At 64.7% G+C, this 16,341-nt stretch carries 17 protein-coding genes and 1 pseudogene; 11 read left to right on the forward strand and 7 right to left on the reverse strand.

Annotated features, from left to right (window positions below; all coding sequences use genetic code 11):
* Positions 1–125: 125 nt before the first annotated feature.
* Positions 126–365 (reverse strand): annotated as a pseudogene (locus RBT54_RS13515) (IS110 family transposase); the annotation flags it as partial.
* 197 nt (positions 366–562) lie between these two features.
* Here RBT54_RS13515 and RBT54_RS13520 point away from each other — a divergent pair.
* Together RBT54_RS13520 and RBT54_RS13525 are read left to right on the forward strand one after the other, a co-directional pair.
* Positions 563–1,072, forward strand: a complete 510-nt coding sequence (locus RBT54_RS13520) for a DinB family protein (protein WP_320367594.1) — start codon at positions 563–565, stop codon at positions 1,070–1,072.
* Positions 1,073–1,407: 335 nt separating this feature from the next.
* A complete protein-coding gene (locus tag RBT54_RS13525; RefSeq protein ID WP_320367595.1) occupies positions 1,408–1,851 on the forward strand; it encodes a hypothetical protein in 444 nt (147 codons plus the stop codon).
* Positions 1,852–2,013: 162 nt separating this feature from the next.
* Here RBT54_RS13525 and RBT54_RS13530 read toward each other — a convergent pair whose 3' ends face one another.
* A complete protein-coding gene (locus tag RBT54_RS13530) occupies positions 2,014–3,465 on the reverse strand; it encodes an MFS transporter (protein ID WP_320367596.1) in 1,452 nt (483 codons plus the stop codon).
* 142 nt (positions 3,466–3,607) lie between these two features.
* Here RBT54_RS13530 and RBT54_RS13535 point away from each other — a divergent pair, with 142 nt between their 5' ends.
* The 5 genes from RBT54_RS13535 to RBT54_RS13555 all read left to right on the forward strand — a co-directional run bounded on the left by RBT54_RS13535 (position 3,608) and on the right by RBT54_RS13555 (position 7,451).
* The gene (locus tag RBT54_RS13535) at positions 3,608–4,504 is read left to right on the forward strand and encodes a LysR family transcriptional regulator (protein ID WP_320367597.1); all 897 of its coding nucleotides are present in this window, start codon (positions 3,608–3,610) and stop codon (positions 4,502–4,504) included.
* A gap of 165 nt (positions 4,505–4,669) precedes the next feature.
* Complete coding sequence (locus RBT54_RS13540) at positions 4,670–5,422, forward strand: SDR family oxidoreductase (RefSeq protein WP_320367598.1); 753 nt, start codon at positions 4,670–4,672, stop codon at positions 5,420–5,422.
* A gap of 186 nt (positions 5,423–5,608) precedes the next feature.
* Positions 5,609–6,358 (forward strand): class I SAM-dependent methyltransferase, encoded by a 750-nt coding sequence (locus RBT54_RS13545; protein ID WP_320367649.1) that lies wholly within the window; start codon positions 5,609–5,611, stop codon positions 6,356–6,358.
* A gap of 114 nt (positions 6,359–6,472) precedes the next feature.
* Entirely contained in the window at positions 6,473–6,922 is a 450-nt protein-coding gene (locus tag RBT54_RS13550) for a DUF2703 domain-containing protein (protein ID WP_320367599.1), read from the forward strand.
* Between the two features lie 88 nt (positions 6,923–7,010).
* A complete protein-coding gene (locus RBT54_RS13555) occupies positions 7,011–7,451 on the forward strand; it encodes a type II toxin-antitoxin system Phd/YefM family antitoxin (RefSeq protein ID WP_320367600.1) in 441 nt (146 codons plus the stop codon).
* Positions 7,452–7,471: 20 nt separating this feature from the next.
* Here the strand turns inward: RBT54_RS13555 and hemW are convergent, their stop codons facing one another.
* The 5 genes from hemW to RBT54_RS13580 all read right to left on the reverse strand — a co-directional run bounded on the left by hemW (position 7,472) and on the right by RBT54_RS13580 (position 12,278).
* A complete protein-coding gene (gene hemW / locus RBT54_RS13560) occupies positions 7,472–8,695 on the reverse strand; it encodes a radical SAM family heme chaperone HemW (RefSeq protein WP_320367601.1) in 1,224 nt (407 codons plus the stop codon).
* 135 nt (positions 8,696–8,830) lie between these two features.
* Positions 8,831–9,436, reverse strand: coding sequence for an RdgB/HAM1 family non-canonical purine NTP pyrophosphatase (gene rdgB, locus RBT54_RS13565; protein WP_320367602.1), 606 nt, complete (start codon positions 9,434–9,436; stop codon positions 8,831–8,833).
* Positions 9,437–9,653: 217 nt separating this feature from the next.
* On the reverse strand, positions 9,654–10,385 hold the full coding sequence (rph, locus tag RBT54_RS13570; RefSeq protein ID WP_320367603.1) for a ribonuclease PH: 732 nt from the start codon (positions 10,383–10,385) through the stop codon (positions 9,654–9,656).
* A 10-nt stretch (positions 10,386–10,395) separates the two neighbouring features.
* Positions 10,396–11,319 (reverse strand): PP2C family serine/threonine-protein phosphatase, encoded by a 924-nt coding sequence (locus RBT54_RS13575; protein WP_320367604.1) that lies wholly within the window; start codon positions 11,317–11,319, stop codon positions 10,396–10,398.
* An 11-nt stretch (positions 11,320–11,330) separates the two neighbouring features.
* Positions 11,331–12,278, reverse strand: coding sequence for a serine/threonine-protein kinase (locus tag RBT54_RS13580; protein ID WP_320367605.1), 948 nt, complete (start codon positions 12,276–12,278; stop codon positions 11,331–11,333).
* 91 nt (positions 12,279–12,369) lie between these two features.
* Here RBT54_RS13580 and RBT54_RS13585 point away from each other — a divergent pair, with 91 nt between their 5' ends.
* Genes RBT54_RS13585 through RBT54_RS13600 form a run of 4 tightly spaced genes read left to right on the forward strand, consistent with a single transcriptional unit; the run spans position 12,370 to position 16,308 of the window.
* Positions 12,370–13,236: a YicC/YloC family endoribonuclease gene (locus RBT54_RS13585; RefSeq protein WP_320367606.1), complete on the forward strand. Its 867-nt coding sequence runs from the start codon at positions 12,370–12,372 to the stop codon at positions 13,234–13,236.
* Positions 13,237–13,250: 14 nt separating this feature from the next.
* Positions 13,251–13,865: a guanylate kinase gene (gene gmk / locus RBT54_RS13590; RefSeq protein ID WP_320367607.1), complete on the forward strand. Its 615-nt coding sequence runs from the start codon at positions 13,251–13,253 to the stop codon at positions 13,863–13,865.
* A 2-nt stretch (positions 13,866–13,867) separates the two neighbouring features.
* Positions 13,868–14,083 carry a DNA-directed RNA polymerase subunit omega gene (rpoZ, locus tag RBT54_RS13595; RefSeq protein WP_320367608.1) on the forward strand — a complete coding sequence of 72 codons (216 nt, stop codon included), beginning with the start codon at positions 13,868–13,870 and terminating at the stop codon, positions 14,081–14,083.
* Positions 14,084–14,100: 17 nt separating this feature from the next.
* Positions 14,101–16,308: a bifunctional (p)ppGpp synthetase/guanosine-3',5'-bis(diphosphate) 3'-pyrophosphohydrolase gene (locus tag RBT54_RS13600; protein WP_320367609.1), complete on the forward strand. Its 2,208-nt coding sequence runs from the start codon at positions 14,101–14,103 to the stop codon at positions 16,306–16,308.
* Positions 16,309–16,341 lie beyond the last annotated feature (33 nt).

Below are 16,341 nucleotides of genomic sequence, written 5' to 3' on the forward strand. Positions count from 1 at the left end.
CTGCGCGCCTTGCCTACCGCGACCACCGTCGAACACTTCGAGGCCCTCCTGCCCTGGAGTCTCAAGGCTGAGCAGTTGATCACAGCGTAGCGAGCCCCGGAAGGATGGGGTTCGTGGAGCGCTTACCGAACATAGGCTGCGGGCAGCAACCGCACCTCAATGCCAAGAGAATTGAGCCAGCGTGCCCAGTGATGCGCAGAACCGCAGGCTTCCATGATGACGAGCGCGACTTCGCGATTGGCGAACCAGCGTTCAAATTGAGCGCGGGTGAGACGATGGCTTTCGGTTACGCGCCAGGCCGAATCGGCCACCGCCAGTTGAAAGACGCTCTTGGCCAGGTCAACGGCAACGGTAGTAGCATGCATGACGGACTCCTCCTTCTGAAGACCGATCCCCATCCCCATGAGCACCGGTGGCGCCAATTGAGCGCCGAAAAGGAGGGGGAGTCCATCCCATCATTCAAGCGGGACGCGCTACGCGCGCCCCTTAATTCAGGCCTCATCAAACAACCGTCATGATCGTTCTCTAAGCCGCACAAATGACACCGAAATCCATAGCACTTATGGCCGACTACAACCGCTGGATGAACCAGCGAATCTACGAAGCCGCCTGCTCACTGCCAGAAGCAGAGGTCAGAAGAGACCGAGGCGCCTTTTTCGGCTCCATACTTCAAACGTTAAATCACATCGCAGTCGGCGACACCATTTGGTTGCATAGGTTTTCACAACACCCAGAAATGTCCGCGATGCAAACGGAACTGCTGAAGTTCCCGCAACCTTCATCACTAAGGCAGGAGATAGGCTCATCGATGGAAAGCCTGCGCAATTACCGGCAGGCACTGGACGAAGTCATTGTTCGCTGGTCTTGTTCTCTTACTCCTGAACAACTGGCCTCTACGCTCACCTACCGCAACATGGCCGGGCAACCTTCGTCCAAGATCTTCAGCCATTTGATACAGCACTTCTTCAACCACCAAACACACCACAGGGGCCAAGTAAGCACTCTTCTTTTTCAGGCCGGAGTGGATGTGGGAGTGACAGATTTGCTTGCCCTCATACCAAACGAGTCGTAGGAAAAATGCAAGCACAACAATCTGTCTTTTGCCCCACGTATGCGGCACACAAGGAATGCATTATTGCGAATAGCTCACAAGATCATACATCTGTCACGCGCCTAAGGATTCAACCGGACATCGACGTGCTGCGCACGTTGCCGCCGGTTAACTGGAGCGTTGAGCAACAGCTTTCCTCGTAAGTCAATGGCAGCATTGCGTCGAACCCCGCCAGTTATGAATGAGCAAATGAAAGGCCTGACCCCGGTTTTTTCTTCCTGGGCGACGCTTGCGGCGCGCGGGATAGGCCCTATTCGTTAGGCCCCGTAAAACCTACTACGCTGCAAGGCAAAACAATGACCTTAGACGCAAGACCAACTCTGGCTAACCTCCTTGCGGAGAACGAGAGAACTATCGGAATCTTCTACCGACTGGCGACGATACTGCTAGTCGGCAGCTTGATTGCTCACCTCGCGTTTGCGTCCTACTACGTCCTTTCTGCAACGGCAGTGGAAAATGGAAATGTACTTATATTTGCAATCTTCAATGTCGCAGCCCTTGTGGTCGAGGTCTATCTCGGGCGCATCGCTTTCATGCTTGGATCAAGAGCGGGCCAGCTTAGGGACATGCAATACGCATTGCTGATTGCTGAGCAAGACATAGACACGATGCGATTCGAACTCGCCGCAAAGGCGATCATGTCGTTGCGTCGAGACGTTGGCGGACTGAAGGTCCTTGACGTCGAAAGCATTGTTAATAGGCTCTCCAGCGGCAAGCCGAGCGGAAAGGACGCGAGCTGACCTTTCGAACAAGCGTACCCCAAGCGTTGTAGGGCTTTGCTCCAACGTTAAACGACCGCTTTTCGGAGACGACGAGAGCGACTGCTGTGGCGGCTTACTGCTCACAAAACTGCCGATTTATTCTTTGAGAAGATCTGCGTCTGTCGAATCTGGATCTGCAGCTTACTGAGCCGCATGTTGATTCCGGAATGCGTGACGGTTGGCGCGAGTGGCGATGGTCAGCGCCACGACGACCAGGACCGCCGCGACGGCGAAGGTAATCCGCATACCTGTTGCAACAGCATCGGAGGGCGCGGTAGCAATGTCGCTCGACGCCGATCCGAACGCGAAGACTGCGCCCATGGCCGATGCGCCGGTGATGAGCCCCAGGTTGCGCGACAGGTTGAGCATGCCGGAGATGGCGCCACGTTGGTCCGGGCTGACATCCGCCATCACCGCGGTGTTGTTTGCGGTCTGGAAGAACGCATAGCTGGCGGTAATCACGACGATGGGTGCGAGGTAACCGGGGACGCCGAACGTCGTCGGCAACACGGCAAGTGTGATGGCCCCGGCAGTCATGCCGAGAAGGCCAACGGTCGTGACACATGGCGTGCCGAGCCGATCTGTCAGGCGCCCGGCAGGCACCGCGGTCAGTGCGGCTACGGCTGGACCGACGGACAGGACGAACCCGATCATTGCCGCGTCAAGCCCGAGGGACCGGGAGAGATAGAATGGTCCGACAACCAGTGTCGCCATCATCACGGTTGAAACGAGGGCGCTGGTCGCCAGGCTCGCACTCAGTTCAAGCTTGCGAAACATCGCCATCCGGATCAAGGGGGATGGGGTCCGCGCTTCGGCGAAATAGAAAAGACCTGCGCCGATAATGGCAAGTAAGAGCAGGGCCGCGCTGAGCAGGCCAAAGCTGCCGCGCGCGGTTGTCATCGCTAGCGCATAGGCGGCGAGCGTCAGGGCCAGCAGCAGCGTGCCTCTTGTGTCAAAGGCGGCGGGTTCCGTTTTCGGCTTCCTTTGATCCGCACGCAGGTGGCGATAGGCGAGAAGAAGCGCCAGAGCGCCCAGCGGCACGTTGATGAAGAATAGGGCCCGCCAACCGAACCCCGCGATCAGCGCACCGCCGAGCGTAGGACCGAGCGCGGTGCCGATTGCCGACATCGTTCCCAGCAGGCCAATGGCGCTACCCGTTTTTTCTTTCGGTACCGTCTCGCCGACGAAGGCCATGGCAAGCGCCAGCATGATCGCGGCGCCAAGACCTTGCAGCACACGTGCAGCAATCAGCAGCCACAAGGTGGGCGCCATGCCGCAAAGGATCGAGGCCAGCGTGAACAGGGAGATGCCGAACAACAGCAGCCTTCTGCGGCCCACGATGTCGCCGATGCGCCCGGCGCTGACGATCAAGGTGGTGATGGCAAGCAGATAGGCGATGACGATCCACTGCACTGCCTGGAAGGAGGCGTCGAACGCTTCAGCCATGCTCGGCAAGGCCACGTTGGCAATGCTGGTGCCGAGGGAGGACAGCAATACGGATAGCGCCAGGCCGGCCAGCGCCCAGCGCACAGAAGGCGTTCTTTCGGGACTTCGAGATTCCGCGTCAACGAGTCCTGCAAAGCGTGTTTTCACCGTTAACTCCTTTGATGTATGGCGATCCCGACGGGGCTAGGTGAATCGTAGGTCGCTGCATGACATGGCGGAAGGCGCAGCATTTGCACGTTATTGATGCGTATGGCGCCATATATCGAACGAACGCTGCTATCGTGGCTTCATGTCGAGACCTGATCTGAACCTGCTTTTCACCCTGGATGTCTTGCTCGCCGAAGGCAGCGTGGCAGGCGCCGCCCGACGCCTGCGGCTCAGCCCGTCGGCGATGAGCCGAGCGCTGGCAAGATTGCGCGAGACGACGGGTGATCCTCTGTTGGTCAGAGCCGGGCGCGGTCTCGTACCAACGCCGCGCGCAATTGAACTGCGCGAGCGGGTCGGTCAACTGGTGCAGGATGCGGAAGCCGCTTTACGCCCGGCAGAAAGACTTGACATCAAACAACTGGTCAGGACCTTCACGCTGCGGACCAGCGAGGGATTTGTCGAGAACTTCGGACCGGAATTGATCGCCCGCGTCGGAGAGGAAGCGCCTGGCGTGCGCCTGTGCTTCGTGCAGAAGCCGGACAAGGACAGCAAGCCGCTGCGCGACGGGCTGGTCGATCTGGAGACCGGTGTCGTGGGGCAGAACGCGGCGCCAGAGCTGCGAGTGCAGGCACTGTTCCGCGACCGTTTCATTGGCGTCGTGCGCATGGGGCACCCCCTGAGCCAGGGCGAGGTCACGCCTTCCCGCTATGCGGCCGGACGCCATGTCCACGTCTCGCGTCAGGGTGCGGACAAGGGGCTGATCGACGAGGCGTTGAGCGCAGTCGGACTGGAGCGCAAGATTGTCACCATCGTTGGTGACTTTTCGACCGCACTGGCCCTGGCTCGTGCATCCGACCTGATCGCAAGCGTTCCCGAACGACATACCGGAAACCTGCGCGCCGGCATGCACAGTTTCCCCATTCCAGTCCCCTCTCCAGAGCTCACGGTTTCATTGCTCTGGCACCCGAGGCAGGATGCAGATCCCGCGCATCGATGGCTACGTGGTCAAGTCAGAGACGTGTGTGCGGCGTTGCGCTGAGATGCGCGGACAGGCTCGACAGGGCTGAATGGCGGGTTCCGAATCATTTCGGAGCCATTCGCGATTGCTGCATTCTCCCTGTATTGACCAACGTCAACGAGAATTGCTTTCATCTGCAACACTCTTATCCCACTCCCGGGCTCGGGATCATTTCAGGAGCGAGACATGGCAAGAAAGCTTGAAGGCAAGGTCGCAGTCGTCACGGGCGCCAGCAGCGGGATCGGAAAATCGATCGTCGAGAAATACGTGGAAGAGGGCGCCCGGGTCGTCGCGTTTGCGCGCAATCTGGATGCCTTGAAGGAACTGGAGGCGAGCTGTCCCGGGCAGGTCAAGATCGTGGCGGGCGATGTGACGAAGCCGGAAGACCTGCAGCGCCTGGTCGCTGAAACCGTGCAGACCCATGGCGGCGTGGATATCGTCGTTCCGAACGCAGGCATTGCGCGCGTCGTGTCTTTTGAGGACAGCACCGCCGAAGCCTTCGACACCCAGTTTTCGGTGAATCTCTTTGGCGCCGCGGAAACCGCGCGCCTGTTCGTTCCCCACATCCGCAAGGGCGGATCGATCCAGTTCATCACCACTTTCCTCACCCAGGTCGGCTTTCCCGGGTTGGCCATTTACAGTGCCAGCAAGGCGGCGCTCAAATCCCTTTCCCAGACCCTGGCAGCAGAACTCGCTCCCCAGGGCATCCGGGTCAATTCCATCGCCCCGGGCCCGATCGGCACGCCGCTGTGGGGAACGGTCGGGCTGCCGCCTGAGGTCCTGGGCGCGGTCGCGGAAAAGATCAATTCCAGACTGATGCCCGGCGCGTTCGGCCAGCCCGAGGATATCGCCGAGCTCTCGGTGTTCCTGGCCTCGGACGGTGCGAAGAACATCTTCGGCCAGGAGATCGTCGTGGATGGCGGCTACACCGTAGGGTGAGCGCTGTTGTGAATGGCCGGTTTCAGCCCGCCGCCGGCGAGTTTTTCCGATGCTGGTGCTGATGGGGATGGGGCGGTGGTGGGGGCGTTCGTGGCGTTGCAGAGTTCACTGCTGCTGGAGTTGTCGGTTGATGCCCCCGTGCAGCGGAGCGTCAGTCGTTTCGCACCCGAAAGGAGATTTCTCGCCTTGGACATTCCACGGATCTTCAACATCACCGAGAGTGCTCACCGCATCCACAACCCGATGACACCCGAAAAGCTCGCCACGCTTGGCGCGGCGCTGCGTCTGGAAGCGGGTGCCCGGGTGCTCGACCTCGGCAGCGGTTCGGGGGAGATGTTATGCACCTGGGCACGCGATCACGGCATCATCGGTGTCGGCATCGACATGAGCCAGACGTTCAACGAGCAGGCGAAACGCCGCGCCGAAGAACTCGGCGTCGCCGATCAAGTCACGTTCATCCATGGCGATGCTGCCGGCCATGTCTCTGACGAGAAGGTCAGTGTGGCAGCCTGTATCGGTGCCACCTGGATCGGCGCGGGCGTCGCCGGCACGCTCGAACTTCTGGCGCGAAGCCTGGGCCCTGGCGGGATCATCCTCATCGGCGAGCCCTACTGGCGGCAGTTACCGCCGACGGAAGAGGTTGCCAAGCGGTGTCTTGCGGACTCGGTCTCCGACTTTCTGATGCTTCCAGAACTTCTCGCGTCCTTCGACCACCTTGGCTACGACGTCGTCGAGATGGTTCTTGCAGACCAGGACAGCTGGGACAGATACGAGGCCGCCAAATGGCTCACCATGCGCCGATGGCTTGATGCCAATCCCGACGACGAGTTGGCCAAGGAGGTTCGTGCCCAACTGAGCTCGGAACCCGTGCGCCACGCCGCTTATACGCGTGAGTACCTGGGCTGGGGGGTGTTCGCGCTGATGTCGCGGCGATGAGGGCATGACCGGGCGACACGGAAAGTGGGAAAGGACCGGTCATGGCGGATTCATCATTCGAGTGCTTCTTGTTCGTTTCAGCCTGGTGACAGGTGTACAAGGATCTCTATAAACATGAAGGCCCTGAACATCCTTTGGCAGCGACTCGTGACTCCCGAGGGGGAGACCTGCGAGCGGTGTGGCGGCACGCAAGACGCGATCGTCCAGGCTATCCCGAAGCTTCAGGAAGCGCTGCGGCCGCTGGGCATCGAGCCGGTTCTGGAAACGCGGGAGATCGCACTCGACGCATTCAAGGGGATGCCGTCCGAGTCCAATCGCATCTGGATTGCCGGGCGCTCGATTGAGGACTGGCTCAACGCCGGCGTCGGGAAAAGCACGTGTTGCTCTGCCTGTGGCGGCGCGGAGTGCCGGACTCTCGAAATCGGAAATGAAAGGTTCGAGACGATTCCGGAGCAGCTGATTCTCAAGGCTGCGTTGCTTGCCGCGTCTCAAGCCCTGAGTGCTGCAAGCGACGAAGGGGCCGATTCCGTTGAGATGAAACCGGGATGCTGTTCCGGTGGTTGAACGATCGAGCTGCCGGCGCGAGGTTTCGCCCGGCAGCAACGTCTGTCGCGCATGTAACCATGGTTGGCCATGTAAAAACGGTGCGAACATGAAAACCGCTTCTGTCGCCGAGACCAAGTCCGACCTGTCCAGCCTCATTGCCGACGTCGAAGCCGGCAATGACGTGCTCATTACCCGCCGCGGCCGGGCGGTTGCACGTCTGGTGGCCGAACCGGGCGCGGCGCGCGTGCTTGATCGCCTGGAGCCCCTGCGTCGCGAAGGGCTGGTGATCTCGGCGTGGGCGCTCACCGAAATGGCCAGCGTCGGCGGCATCAAGCAGCGCACCGGCGCCATCGACGCGGCCACGCGGCAGCAGGCGCTGGCGCACTTCCAGCGCTTCGTGTCGGCCGATTTCCGCACCGCAGCGGTGTTCATCGACGCGTCGCTGGCGCTGCGCGCGGTTGATGCGCTGCACCTGGCGAGTCTCGACCGCCGGCTGAACGAGGCTGCCGTCTTTCATCACATCGCTTGTGAAGACATGCTCGCGTAGCCGAGCCGTGAGCGGGCGGCTCAGTCCCGCAAGAACACCTGCAGCAACTCATTCAGAAACCGCCGCCCCTGCAGCGTCGGCCGCAGCTGCCCCGCCGCGATCTCCAGCAGCCCGAGTTCGCGCGCCCGCGTCAACTCGTCGGTGACGGCCTCGATCGGCACCCCGGTGCGCGCGGCGAAAAGCTTGGCCGGCACGCCATCGGTGAGCCGCAGCGCGTTCATCATGAACTCGAAGGGCAGCTCCGTCACCGAGACCTCGCGCGCTTCCTGGATGAAGTCGCCGCGCGCCGCGCCTTCGAGGTAGCGCCCGGGGTGCTTGTGGCGCATCTCGCGGCGGATGCCTTCGTGGCTGGAGAGCTTGCCGTGGGCGCCGGGGCCGAGGCCGAGGTAGTCGCCGAAGGTCCAGTAGTTGAGGTTGTGGCGGCTTTGTTCGTGCGGGCGGGCGAAGGCGGAGGTTTCGTAATGCGCGAAGCCGGCTTCGGCGAGGCGGGCCTCGATCGCTTCCTGCATGTCGGCGGCGGTGTCGTCGTCGGGCAGCGGCGGCGGGTTGTGGGCGAAGGGCGTGTTGGGCTCGAGCGTGAGGTGGTAGCAGGACAGGTGCTGCACGCCGAAGCCGATCGCGGTGTCGAGGTCGGCGAGCGCCATGTCCAGGGTCTGGCCGGGCAGGGCGTACATCAGGTCGAGATTGACGCGCTCGAAGTACGTGCGCGCGGCGTCGATCGCGCGCCGCGCATCAAGGCCGCCGTGGATGCGGCCGATCCTGGCGAGCATGACGTCGTCGAAGCTCTGGATGCCGAGCGAGAGGCGATTGACGCCGGCGGCGCGGTAGTCGCGAAAGCGCTCGGCCTCGACGGTGCCCGGGTTGGCCTCGAGCGTGACCTCGGCGAGCGGGTCGAGCGGCAGCAGCATGCGGATGCCGGTGAGCAGGCCGTCGAGCGTGGCCGCCGACATCAGGCTGGGCGTGCCGCCGCCGATGAACACGCTATGCACCCGCCGGCCCCAGATCTGGGGCAGGGCGTGCTGCAGGTCGGCGAGCACCGCGGCTAGCCAGGCCTGTTCGGGGATGCCACCGTCGCGCGGGGCGTGGGAGTTGAAGTCGCAGTAGGGGCACTTCTTCACGCACCACGGGAAATGCACGTAAACCGACAGCGGCGGTGGGGCCTCGAGTTGCGGGCGCTCGGGCAGTGCCAGGACGCGCGCCGGGCTGGCGGCGGGGGTGAGCGGGATGATGCGGCGGGTGGTCACGGCGAGGGGCGGTCCGGTGCGGTCTGCGCGTGTAGCAGCAGCGGTGGGAGTAGCCGTGGGAGCGGGCTTGCCCGCGAATACAGCGCGACAGCATGCAATATGCGCGGGCAAGCCCGCTCCCACAGGGCGGCGGGGTCAGAGCGGATGAGCGGCGAGGCGGGCGAGCAGGTGGCGCATGGCGGCGCCGCGGTGGCTGAGCGTGTTCTTCAGCGCCGAATCCAGCTCGGCAGCGGTCTGTTCCAGCTCGGGCACCCAGAACAGCGGGTCGTAGCCGAAGCCGCCTTCGCCGCGCGCGGCGGGCAGGATCTCGCCGTGCCATTCGCCGTCGGCGATCAGCGGGCGCGGGTCTTCGGCGTGGTGCACCAGCACCACGGCGGAATAGAAATAGGCACGGCGCTGGGCCGGCGCGGTGAGGTGGGCGAGCTTTTCCAGCAGCAGGGCGTTGTTGCGCGCGTCGGACTTGGGCTCGCCGGCAAAGCGCGCCGAGATCACGCCCGGCAAGCCGCCGAGCGCCTCGACGCACAGGCCCGAGTCATCCGCCACCGCGGGCAGGCCGGTGGCGGCGGAGGCGTGGCGGGCCTTGGCGAGTGCATTCTCGACGAAGCTGGGGTGCGGCTCTTCGGCCTCGCTGACGCCGAACACCGCTTGCGGGATGACCTCGATGCCGAGCGGGGCGAGCAGGGCCTGCATTTCGGCGGCCTTCTTGGCGTTGTTGCTGGCGAGGACGAGTCGGGTGCTCATGATTCGGTGGCTCCTGAGTGCGATCGCGCTGCGTTCGGCGCGTGGGTGTCGCGGCGGCCACCGCTCCCACAGCGAAACCGGGTGTCAGCTCCCGTGGGAGCGGCCTTGGCCGCGAAAGTTGCGCTTGATCTTGCGACATTCGCGGGCAAGCCCGTTTCCACAGACAGTTGCTCCCACAGGAATGCGGGGGGGACGGTAGCGGGGTCGTCGGCCGGATTCAGGCGGTGAGGATGGCTGAGCGTACCGCCGCGCGCTGCAGTTCGAACAACTGTCGGCCGCCGAGTTCGGCGAGGTCGAGCAAGGCGTTGAGTTCGGCGCGCGAGAAGGCCGCGCCCTCGGCCGTGCCCTGGACCTCGATCAGGCCGCCGCCCTCGGTCATCACCACGTTCATGTCGGTGTCGCAGTCGGAATCTTCGGCGTAGTCGAGGTCGAGCACCGGCTCGCCGTGGTGGATGCCGACCGACACCGCGGCGACGAATTCGCGCATCGGGTTGCGGGCGAGCTTGCCGGCGGTGACCAGGCCGACGAGCGCGTCATGCACCGCGACGCAGGCGCCGGTGATGGCGGCGGTGCGGGTGCCGCCGTCGGCCTGCAGCACGTCGCAGTCGACCACGATCTGGCGCTCGCCGAGCGCGCCGAGGTCGACCACCGCGCGCAGGCTGCGCCCGATCAGGCGCTGGATCTCCTGGGTGCGGCCGCTCTGCTTGCCCTTGGCCGCCTCGCGCGCGCTGCGGGTGTGGGTGGCGCGCGGCAGCATGCCGTATTCGGCGGTGACCCAGCCCTGACCCTTGCCGCGCAGGAAGCCGGGTACGTTTTCTTCGACGCTGGCGGTGCACAGCACGCGGGTGGCGCCGAATTCGACCAGCACCGAGCCTTCGGCATGGCAGGTGAAGCCGCGGGTGAGGCGCACGTCGCGGAGTTGGTCGGGCTGGCGCTGGCTGGGTCGCATGGGGGGTGTCCTATCGTTTCTGGTCGAATTTGCGGATGGTTTCGTTGATCTCGCGGATGGCGCGCTCGATCTCGTCCTCGTCGAGCTCGCCCGCTGGCCCCGTGCCCATGCTCGACATGTCGAGCCGGTTGGAGAAGTCGTCGAGTTCCATCGTGTGCGTGGAGATCGATTCGGCGCTGGCCGGGCTGGCATTGTCCTCGTCGTGCCAGCACATGGCTACCATGGAGAGGTTGTCGGCGTTGGGGCCGGCGCGGCGTTCGGCGTCGTCGAGCAGGCGCGGCACGGCCTGGCCGAGTGGCGTGGCGGTGAGGTGGGTGACGAAGCTGTCGTCGCCGACGGGTCCCCACACGCCGTCGCTGCACAGCGCGAGGACGTCGCCGTCGCGCAGCGGCGTGCGCGGCGAGTGCTCGACCTGCGGCGCGTGGTTGCCGCCGAGGCAGGAGTACAGCCGGTTGCGGCCGGGGTGGTTGTGCGCATCCTCGGGTTGCAGAAGGCCCTGGTCGAGCATCAACTGGGTGCGCGAGTGGTCGCGCGTGCGGGTGACGACGTGGCCGCGGCGCAGCAGATACAGGCGCGAATCGCCCGCGTGCGCCCAATGCGCGGCGCCGTCCTGTACCACGCAGGCGACGAGGGTGGTGCGCGGCGCCTCGGGCAGCAGGCGGTCGAGCGCATCGTCGAGGATCGCGTGGTGCGCGCCCGTCAGCACGCGCGACAGGAACAGCCCGGGATCGGGCAGCCGTGGGCGTGCTTCGCGCTGGAAGGCCTGGGTGATGTGCTGGGCGGCGATGTGCGCGGCGAGCTCGCCATGCAGGTGGCCGCCCATGCCGTCGGCGACCAGCATCAGCAGCGCTTCGCGCGAGTAGCAGTGGGCGATGCGGTCCTGGTTGCTGGCGCGTTGGCCGATGCGGCTTTCCTGGTAGATCGTGAAGCGCATGGTGGGCTCCTTCAACTGCGACCGATGAAGGACTTGAGCCGGTTGCCCAGGTCCGAGAACCAGGGCTCGGGACGATTGGCGCCGGCGTGGCGGTGGATCAGCGCCTTCTGCAGGGCATAGACGCTCTGCGGCCGGGCGAGGGAGTCGAGCCGCAGGCACCAGTCGATCAGTTCCAGCAGTTGTGCGTCGTAGCGGCCGGCGTGAGTCCTGGCGACTGGCTGCAGGGTGTCGTTGAGCACGCGCTCGTCGGCGCGGGGCGGCGCATTACCGGTGACGCTCGCGAACAGGCTGGCGCCCACGCTGTAGATGTCGGTCCACGGGCCAAGCTGCGCGTCTTTCTCGTACTGCTCGGGCGCGGCGTAGCCGGGGGTGTACATCGGCTTGAGCACCGGCTGGTCGCTCACCAGGGTCTGGCGCGCGGCGCCGAAGTCGAGCAGCACCGGTGTGCCGTCGTTGCGCAGATAGATGTTCGAGGGCTTGATGTCGAGGTGCAGCAGCTTGTGCGCGTGGACTTCGCGCAGGCCGTTGAGCATGCGCGCGAACACCGCGCGGATCAGCATTTCCCTGACCTCGCCGCGGTGCTTCTGGATGTAGTCGTGCCACGTACGGCCGCGCTCGAACTGCATGACCATGTACACCGTGCCATTGGCGCGGAAGAAGTTGAGCACGCGCACCACGTTCGGGTGCATGAGCTTGGCGAGCGCGCGGCCTTCCTCGAAAAAGCACTTCATGCCGTAGCGGAAGGCGAGCCGATGCTCGTCCGAGACCTGGGGTTCGGTCTCGCCGTCCTTGCGCAACGCAAGCGAGTTGGGGAGGTATTCCTTGATCGCCACCGGCGTGTCGTGGGCATCGAAGGCGAGGTAGACGATCGAGAAGCCGCCTAGCGACAATTGACGCTCGATGCGGTACTGGTCGAGCTGAAAGCCCTGTGGCAGCGCGCAGTTGGCTTGAGACGGCATCTTCGGGGGCGCTAGAATCGCGTCTTTCGCGGTTTCATCCTGATCGGACCCTGCAGTCTAATCGATGGGGCAGGGTTCCCGGAGCGCCTCAATGGTCCAAAGCATGACAGGGTTCGCGGTTCAGACGCGAGACTTGGGTGGTGTCAGCCTTCACCTCGAACTGCGCAGCGTCAATTCGCGCTATCTCGACCTGGGTTTTCGCATCGTCGACGATCTGCGCGCCGCCGAGCCCGCAATCCGCGAGCGCATCAGCGCGCGCCTCGGGCGCGGCAAGGTCGAATGTCGCCTCAACCTGCAGGCCGGTCACGCCGCGCCGCGCAGCATGGCGCTCAACGCCGCGCTGCTCGACCAGCTCGCCGACGCCCAGACCACGCTGCGCGCGCGCTTTGCCGACGCCGCGCCGCTGTCGGTGAATGAGCTGCTGCGCTGGCCGGGCATGCTCGCCGACGACAGCCTCGGCTTCGACGAGATGCTGCCGGCGATCATCGCGCTGACCAACGCCGCGCTCGACGACCTCGTCGCCACCCGTGGGCGCGAGGGCGAAAAGCTCGCCGACATGATCCGCGAGCGCGTTGCCCGCATGCGCGAGCTCGTCGCCATCGCCACGCCGCGCATGCCGGCGGTGGTGGTCGAATACCAGGAGCGCCTGACCGCCAAGCTGCGCGACGCGGTGGCAAGCCTGGACGAGGACCGCATCCGCCAGGAAGTCGCGCTCTACGCCCAGCGCATCGATGTGGACGAGGAGCTGACCCGGCTCGTCACCCATCTCGACGAGGTCGAGCGCATCCTCAAGGCCGGCGGCGCGGCCGGCAAGCGCCTCGACTTCCTGATGCAGGAGCTCAACCGCGAGGCCAACACGCTTGCCTCCAAGTCGCCGGCGACCGACATCACCGGCATCGCCATGGAGATGAAGGTGCTGATCGAGCAGATGCGCGAACAGGTGCAGAACCTGGAATAAAGGAAGACAGCCTCATGCCCGGAACCCTCTTCATCGTCACCGCACCCTCGGGCGCCGGCAAGACCACGCTGGTGCGCGGCCTGCTGCAGCGCGACCCGCGCGTGCAGTTGTCGATCTCCTACACCACGCGCGACCCGCGTCCGGGCGAGCAGAACGGGCGCGAATACAACTTCGTCGATGTGCCCACCTTCCGCGACCTGCGCGATCGCGGCGAGTTTCTCGAGTGGGCGGAAGTCCACGGCAACTACTACGCCACCTCCAGGGTCTGGCTGAGGGCGCAGATCGAGGCCGGCCGCGACACGCTGCTCGAGATCGACTGGCAGGGGGCGCAGCAGGTGCGCAAGCACTTCCCCGAGGCGGTCGGCGTATTCATCCTGCCGCCGTCGATGGACGCGCTGGAAGAGCGCCTGGTCGGGCGCGGCACCGATAGCCCCGAGGTCATCAGCCGCCGCCTGCTCGGCGCGCGCGGGGAAATGCGTCATGTCGCCGAATTCGACTACGTTATAATCAACGACGAAATCGATGCCGCGCTCGACGACCTGGTCGCCGTAGTGCGGGCTGCGCGTTTGCGCTGCGCCAATCAGCACCAGCGGCATCCCGAATATTTCGCCTTTCTAGAACAGGATTGACCATGGCCCGCATCACCGTAGAAGACTGCCTGAAAAGAATCCCGAACCGCTTCCAGCTCACCCTGGCGGCGACCTATCGTGCGCGTCAGCTCACCGCCGGCGGCACGCCGCAGATCGAGGTCGACCCGCTCGACCGGGACAAGCCCACCGTGATCGCGCTGCGCGAAATCGAAGCGGGCAAGGTCGGCCTCGAGATGCTCAACCGCGGCCAGGCCTGATTCCCTCCGGGGGTTGCATGAACACCGCAGAAGCGGGCCCTGCCCCCCAACCTTACCGCCCGCCCCCGTCGAGCGTGCTCTCGCTCGACTTCCAGCAGCTCAAGGCCAAGCTCGAGACCTATCTCAGGCCCGAAGACGTGGGTCGCGTCGAAGCGGCCTACCATTTTTCGGCCGATGCCCACGCCGGGCAGTTCCGTGTCAGCGGCGAGCCTTATGTCAGCCACCCGGTGGCGGTTTGCTCGCTGGTCGCCGACTGGAATCTCGACCCCCAGGCGCTGATCGCCGCGCTCCTCCACGACGTGATGGAGGACACCCACATCTCCAAGGCGGAGATCGCCGAGCGCTTCGGCAAGGTGGCGGCCGAGCTGGTCGACGGCCTGTCCAAGCTCGACAAGATCGAATTCCGCTCGCACGAAGAGGCGCAGGCCGAGAACTTCCGCAAGATGCTGCTGGCGATGGCGAGCGACCTGCGCGTCATCCTGATCAAGCTCGCCGACCGCCTGCACAACATGCGCACGCTGGACCACATGCGTCCGGCCAAGCGCCGCCGCATCGCCAACGAGACGCTCGAGATCTACGCCCCGATCGCCAACCGGCTGGGGCTCAATGATCTCTATCGCGAATTGCAGGAGCTGTCGTTCCGCAACAAGTACCCGTTGCGTTTCGAGGTGCTGTCCAAGGCCATCCGCTCCGCGCGTGGCAACCGCCGCGAAGTGGTCGGCAAGATTCTCGCCAGCATCGAGGAGCGCCTGCCCCAGTGGGGTATCGGCGCCGAGGTGCAGGGACGCGAGAAGCACCTCTACGGCATCTACCGCAAGATGGTCGAGAAGCACCTGTCTTTCTCGCAGGTGCTCGACATCTACGGCTTTCGCGTCATCGTCAAGGACGTGCCGAGCTGCTATCTGGCGCTCGGCGCGCTGCACTCGATGTACAAGCCGGTGCCGGGCAAGTTCAAGGACTACCTGGCGATCCCCAAGGCCAATGGCTACCAGAGCCTGCACACCACGCTGATCGGACCGTTCGGCATGCCGGTCGAGGTGCAGATTCGCACCCGCGAGATGCACCACATCGCCGAGACCGGCGTGGCCTCGCACTGGCTGTACAAGGAAGACGAGCGCACGCTCACCGAACTGCAGCAGAAGACGCATTCCTGGCTGCAGTCGCTGCTCGAGCTGCAATCCACCTCGGGCGAGGCCACCGAGTTCCTCGAGCACGTCAAGATCGATCTCTTTCCGGGTGAGGTGTACGTGTTCTCGCCGATGGGCAAGATCTTCTCGATGCCCAAGGGCTCGACGCCGGTGGACTTTGCCTACGCGGTGCACACCGACGTCGGCAACCGCTGCGTGGCCTGCCGCATCAACGGCGATCTGATGCCGCTGCGCAGCGAACTGCACAACGGTGACCAGGTCGAGATCATCACCGCCGCGCACGCCAACCCCAATCCGGCCTGGCTGTCGTATGCGCGCACCGGCAAGGCGCGCTCGCAGATCCGCCACTTCATGAAGAACGCGCAGCAGGACGAGTCGGTCGCGCTCGGCGAGCGCCTGCTCAACCAGGCCCTGCGCCCGCACGGCCTGACGCTGGGGCAGATCTCGTCCTTCGCCTGGGACCGTTTCCTGCGCGACCGCGGCGTACGCAACAAGAAGGACATCTTCTCCGACATCGGTCTGGGCAAGCGCCTGCCGGTGATCGTCGCCCGGCGCCTGGCCGAGGCGCAGGATCTCGAATCCGGCCGGCCGGACGTGGTCAAGCCCAAGCCCGCGGGCGCGATCACCATTCGCGGCTCGGAGGGCGTGGCGGTGCAGCTTGCGCGCTGCTGTCATCCGATTCCGGGCGATCCGATCATCGGCACCTTGCGCAAGGGCCAGGGGCTGGAAGTGCATACCCACGACTGCCCCAACGTGGCCAAGCTGCGCGGCGACCGCGGGCGCTGGGTGGACGTGGAATGGGAGCACGTGGTCGACGACCGCCTGTTCGATGTCGGCATCCGCGTGCTCAGCCGCAACGCGCGCGGGGTGCTGGCCCGGGTGGCGAGCGCGATCGCCGAGGAAGACTGCAACATCCAGAGCGTCAGCATGGAAAGCGAGCAGGGCGACTACACCGCGCTGAGCTTTACCGTGCAGGTTCACGACCGCATGCATCTGGCGCGCGTGATGCGCGCGGTGCGTCGGGTGCAGGAAGTCGTGCGCATCGGCCGCCTGAAGGCTGACGGGCGCGTGGGTTGATCCGCACTGGCGCTGGTAGAATCCGCACCGACC

Source organism: Thauera sp. (assembly GCF_034003485.1).
Lineage (GTDB): Bacteria > Pseudomonadota > Gammaproteobacteria > Burkholderiales > Rhodocyclaceae > Thauera.

Bases quoted from the DNA above. Each gene is read 5' to 3' on its own strand.
- RBT54_RS13520 (WP_320367594.1), top strand. From the start codon at position 563: ATGGCCGACTACAACCGCTGGATGAACCAGCGAATCTACGAAGCCGCC.
- RBT54_RS13525 (WP_320367595.1), top strand. From the start codon at position 1,408: ATGACCTTAGACGCAAGACCAACTCTGGCTAACCTCCTTGCGGAGAAC.
- RBT54_RS13535 (WP_320367597.1), top strand. From the start codon at position 3,608: ATGTCGAGACCTGATCTGAACCTGCTTTTCACCCTGGATGTCTTGCTC.
- RBT54_RS13540 (WP_320367598.1), top strand. From the start codon at position 4,670: ATGGCAAGAAAGCTTGAAGGCAAGGTCGCAGTCGTCACGGGCGCCAGC.
- RBT54_RS13550 (WP_320367599.1), top strand. From the start codon at position 6,473: ATGAAGGCCCTGAACATCCTTTGGCAGCGACTCGTGACTCCCGAGGGG.
- RBT54_RS13555 (WP_320367600.1), top strand. From the start codon at position 7,011: ATGAAAACCGCTTCTGTCGCCGAGACCAAGTCCGACCTGTCCAGCCTC.
- rdgB (WP_320367602.1), bottom strand. From the start codon at position 9,436: ATGAGCACCCGACTCGTCCTCGCCAGCAACAACGCCAAGAAGGCCGCC.
- rph (WP_320367603.1), bottom strand. From the start codon at position 10,385: ATGCGACCCAGCCAGCGCCAGCCCGACCAACTCCGCGACGTGCGCCTC.
- RBT54_RS13575 (WP_320367604.1), bottom strand. From the start codon at position 11,319: ATGCGCTTCACGATCTACCAGGAAAGCCGCATCGGCCAACGCGCCAGC.
- RBT54_RS13580 (WP_320367605.1), bottom strand. From the start codon at position 12,278: ATGCCGTCTCAAGCCAACTGCGCGCTGCCACAGGGCTTTCAGCTCGAC.
- RBT54_RS13585 (WP_320367606.1), top strand. From the start codon at position 12,370: ATGGTCCAAAGCATGACAGGGTTCGCGGTTCAGACGCGAGACTTGGGT.
- gmk (WP_320367607.1), top strand. From the start codon at position 13,251: ATGCCCGGAACCCTCTTCATCGTCACCGCACCCTCGGGCGCCGGCAAG.
- rpoZ (WP_320367608.1), top strand. From the start codon at position 13,868: ATGGCCCGCATCACCGTAGAAGACTGCCTGAAAAGAATCCCGAACCGC.
- RBT54_RS13600 (WP_320367609.1), top strand. From the start codon at position 14,101: ATGAACACCGCAGAAGCGGGCCCTGCCCCCCAACCTTACCGCCCGCCC.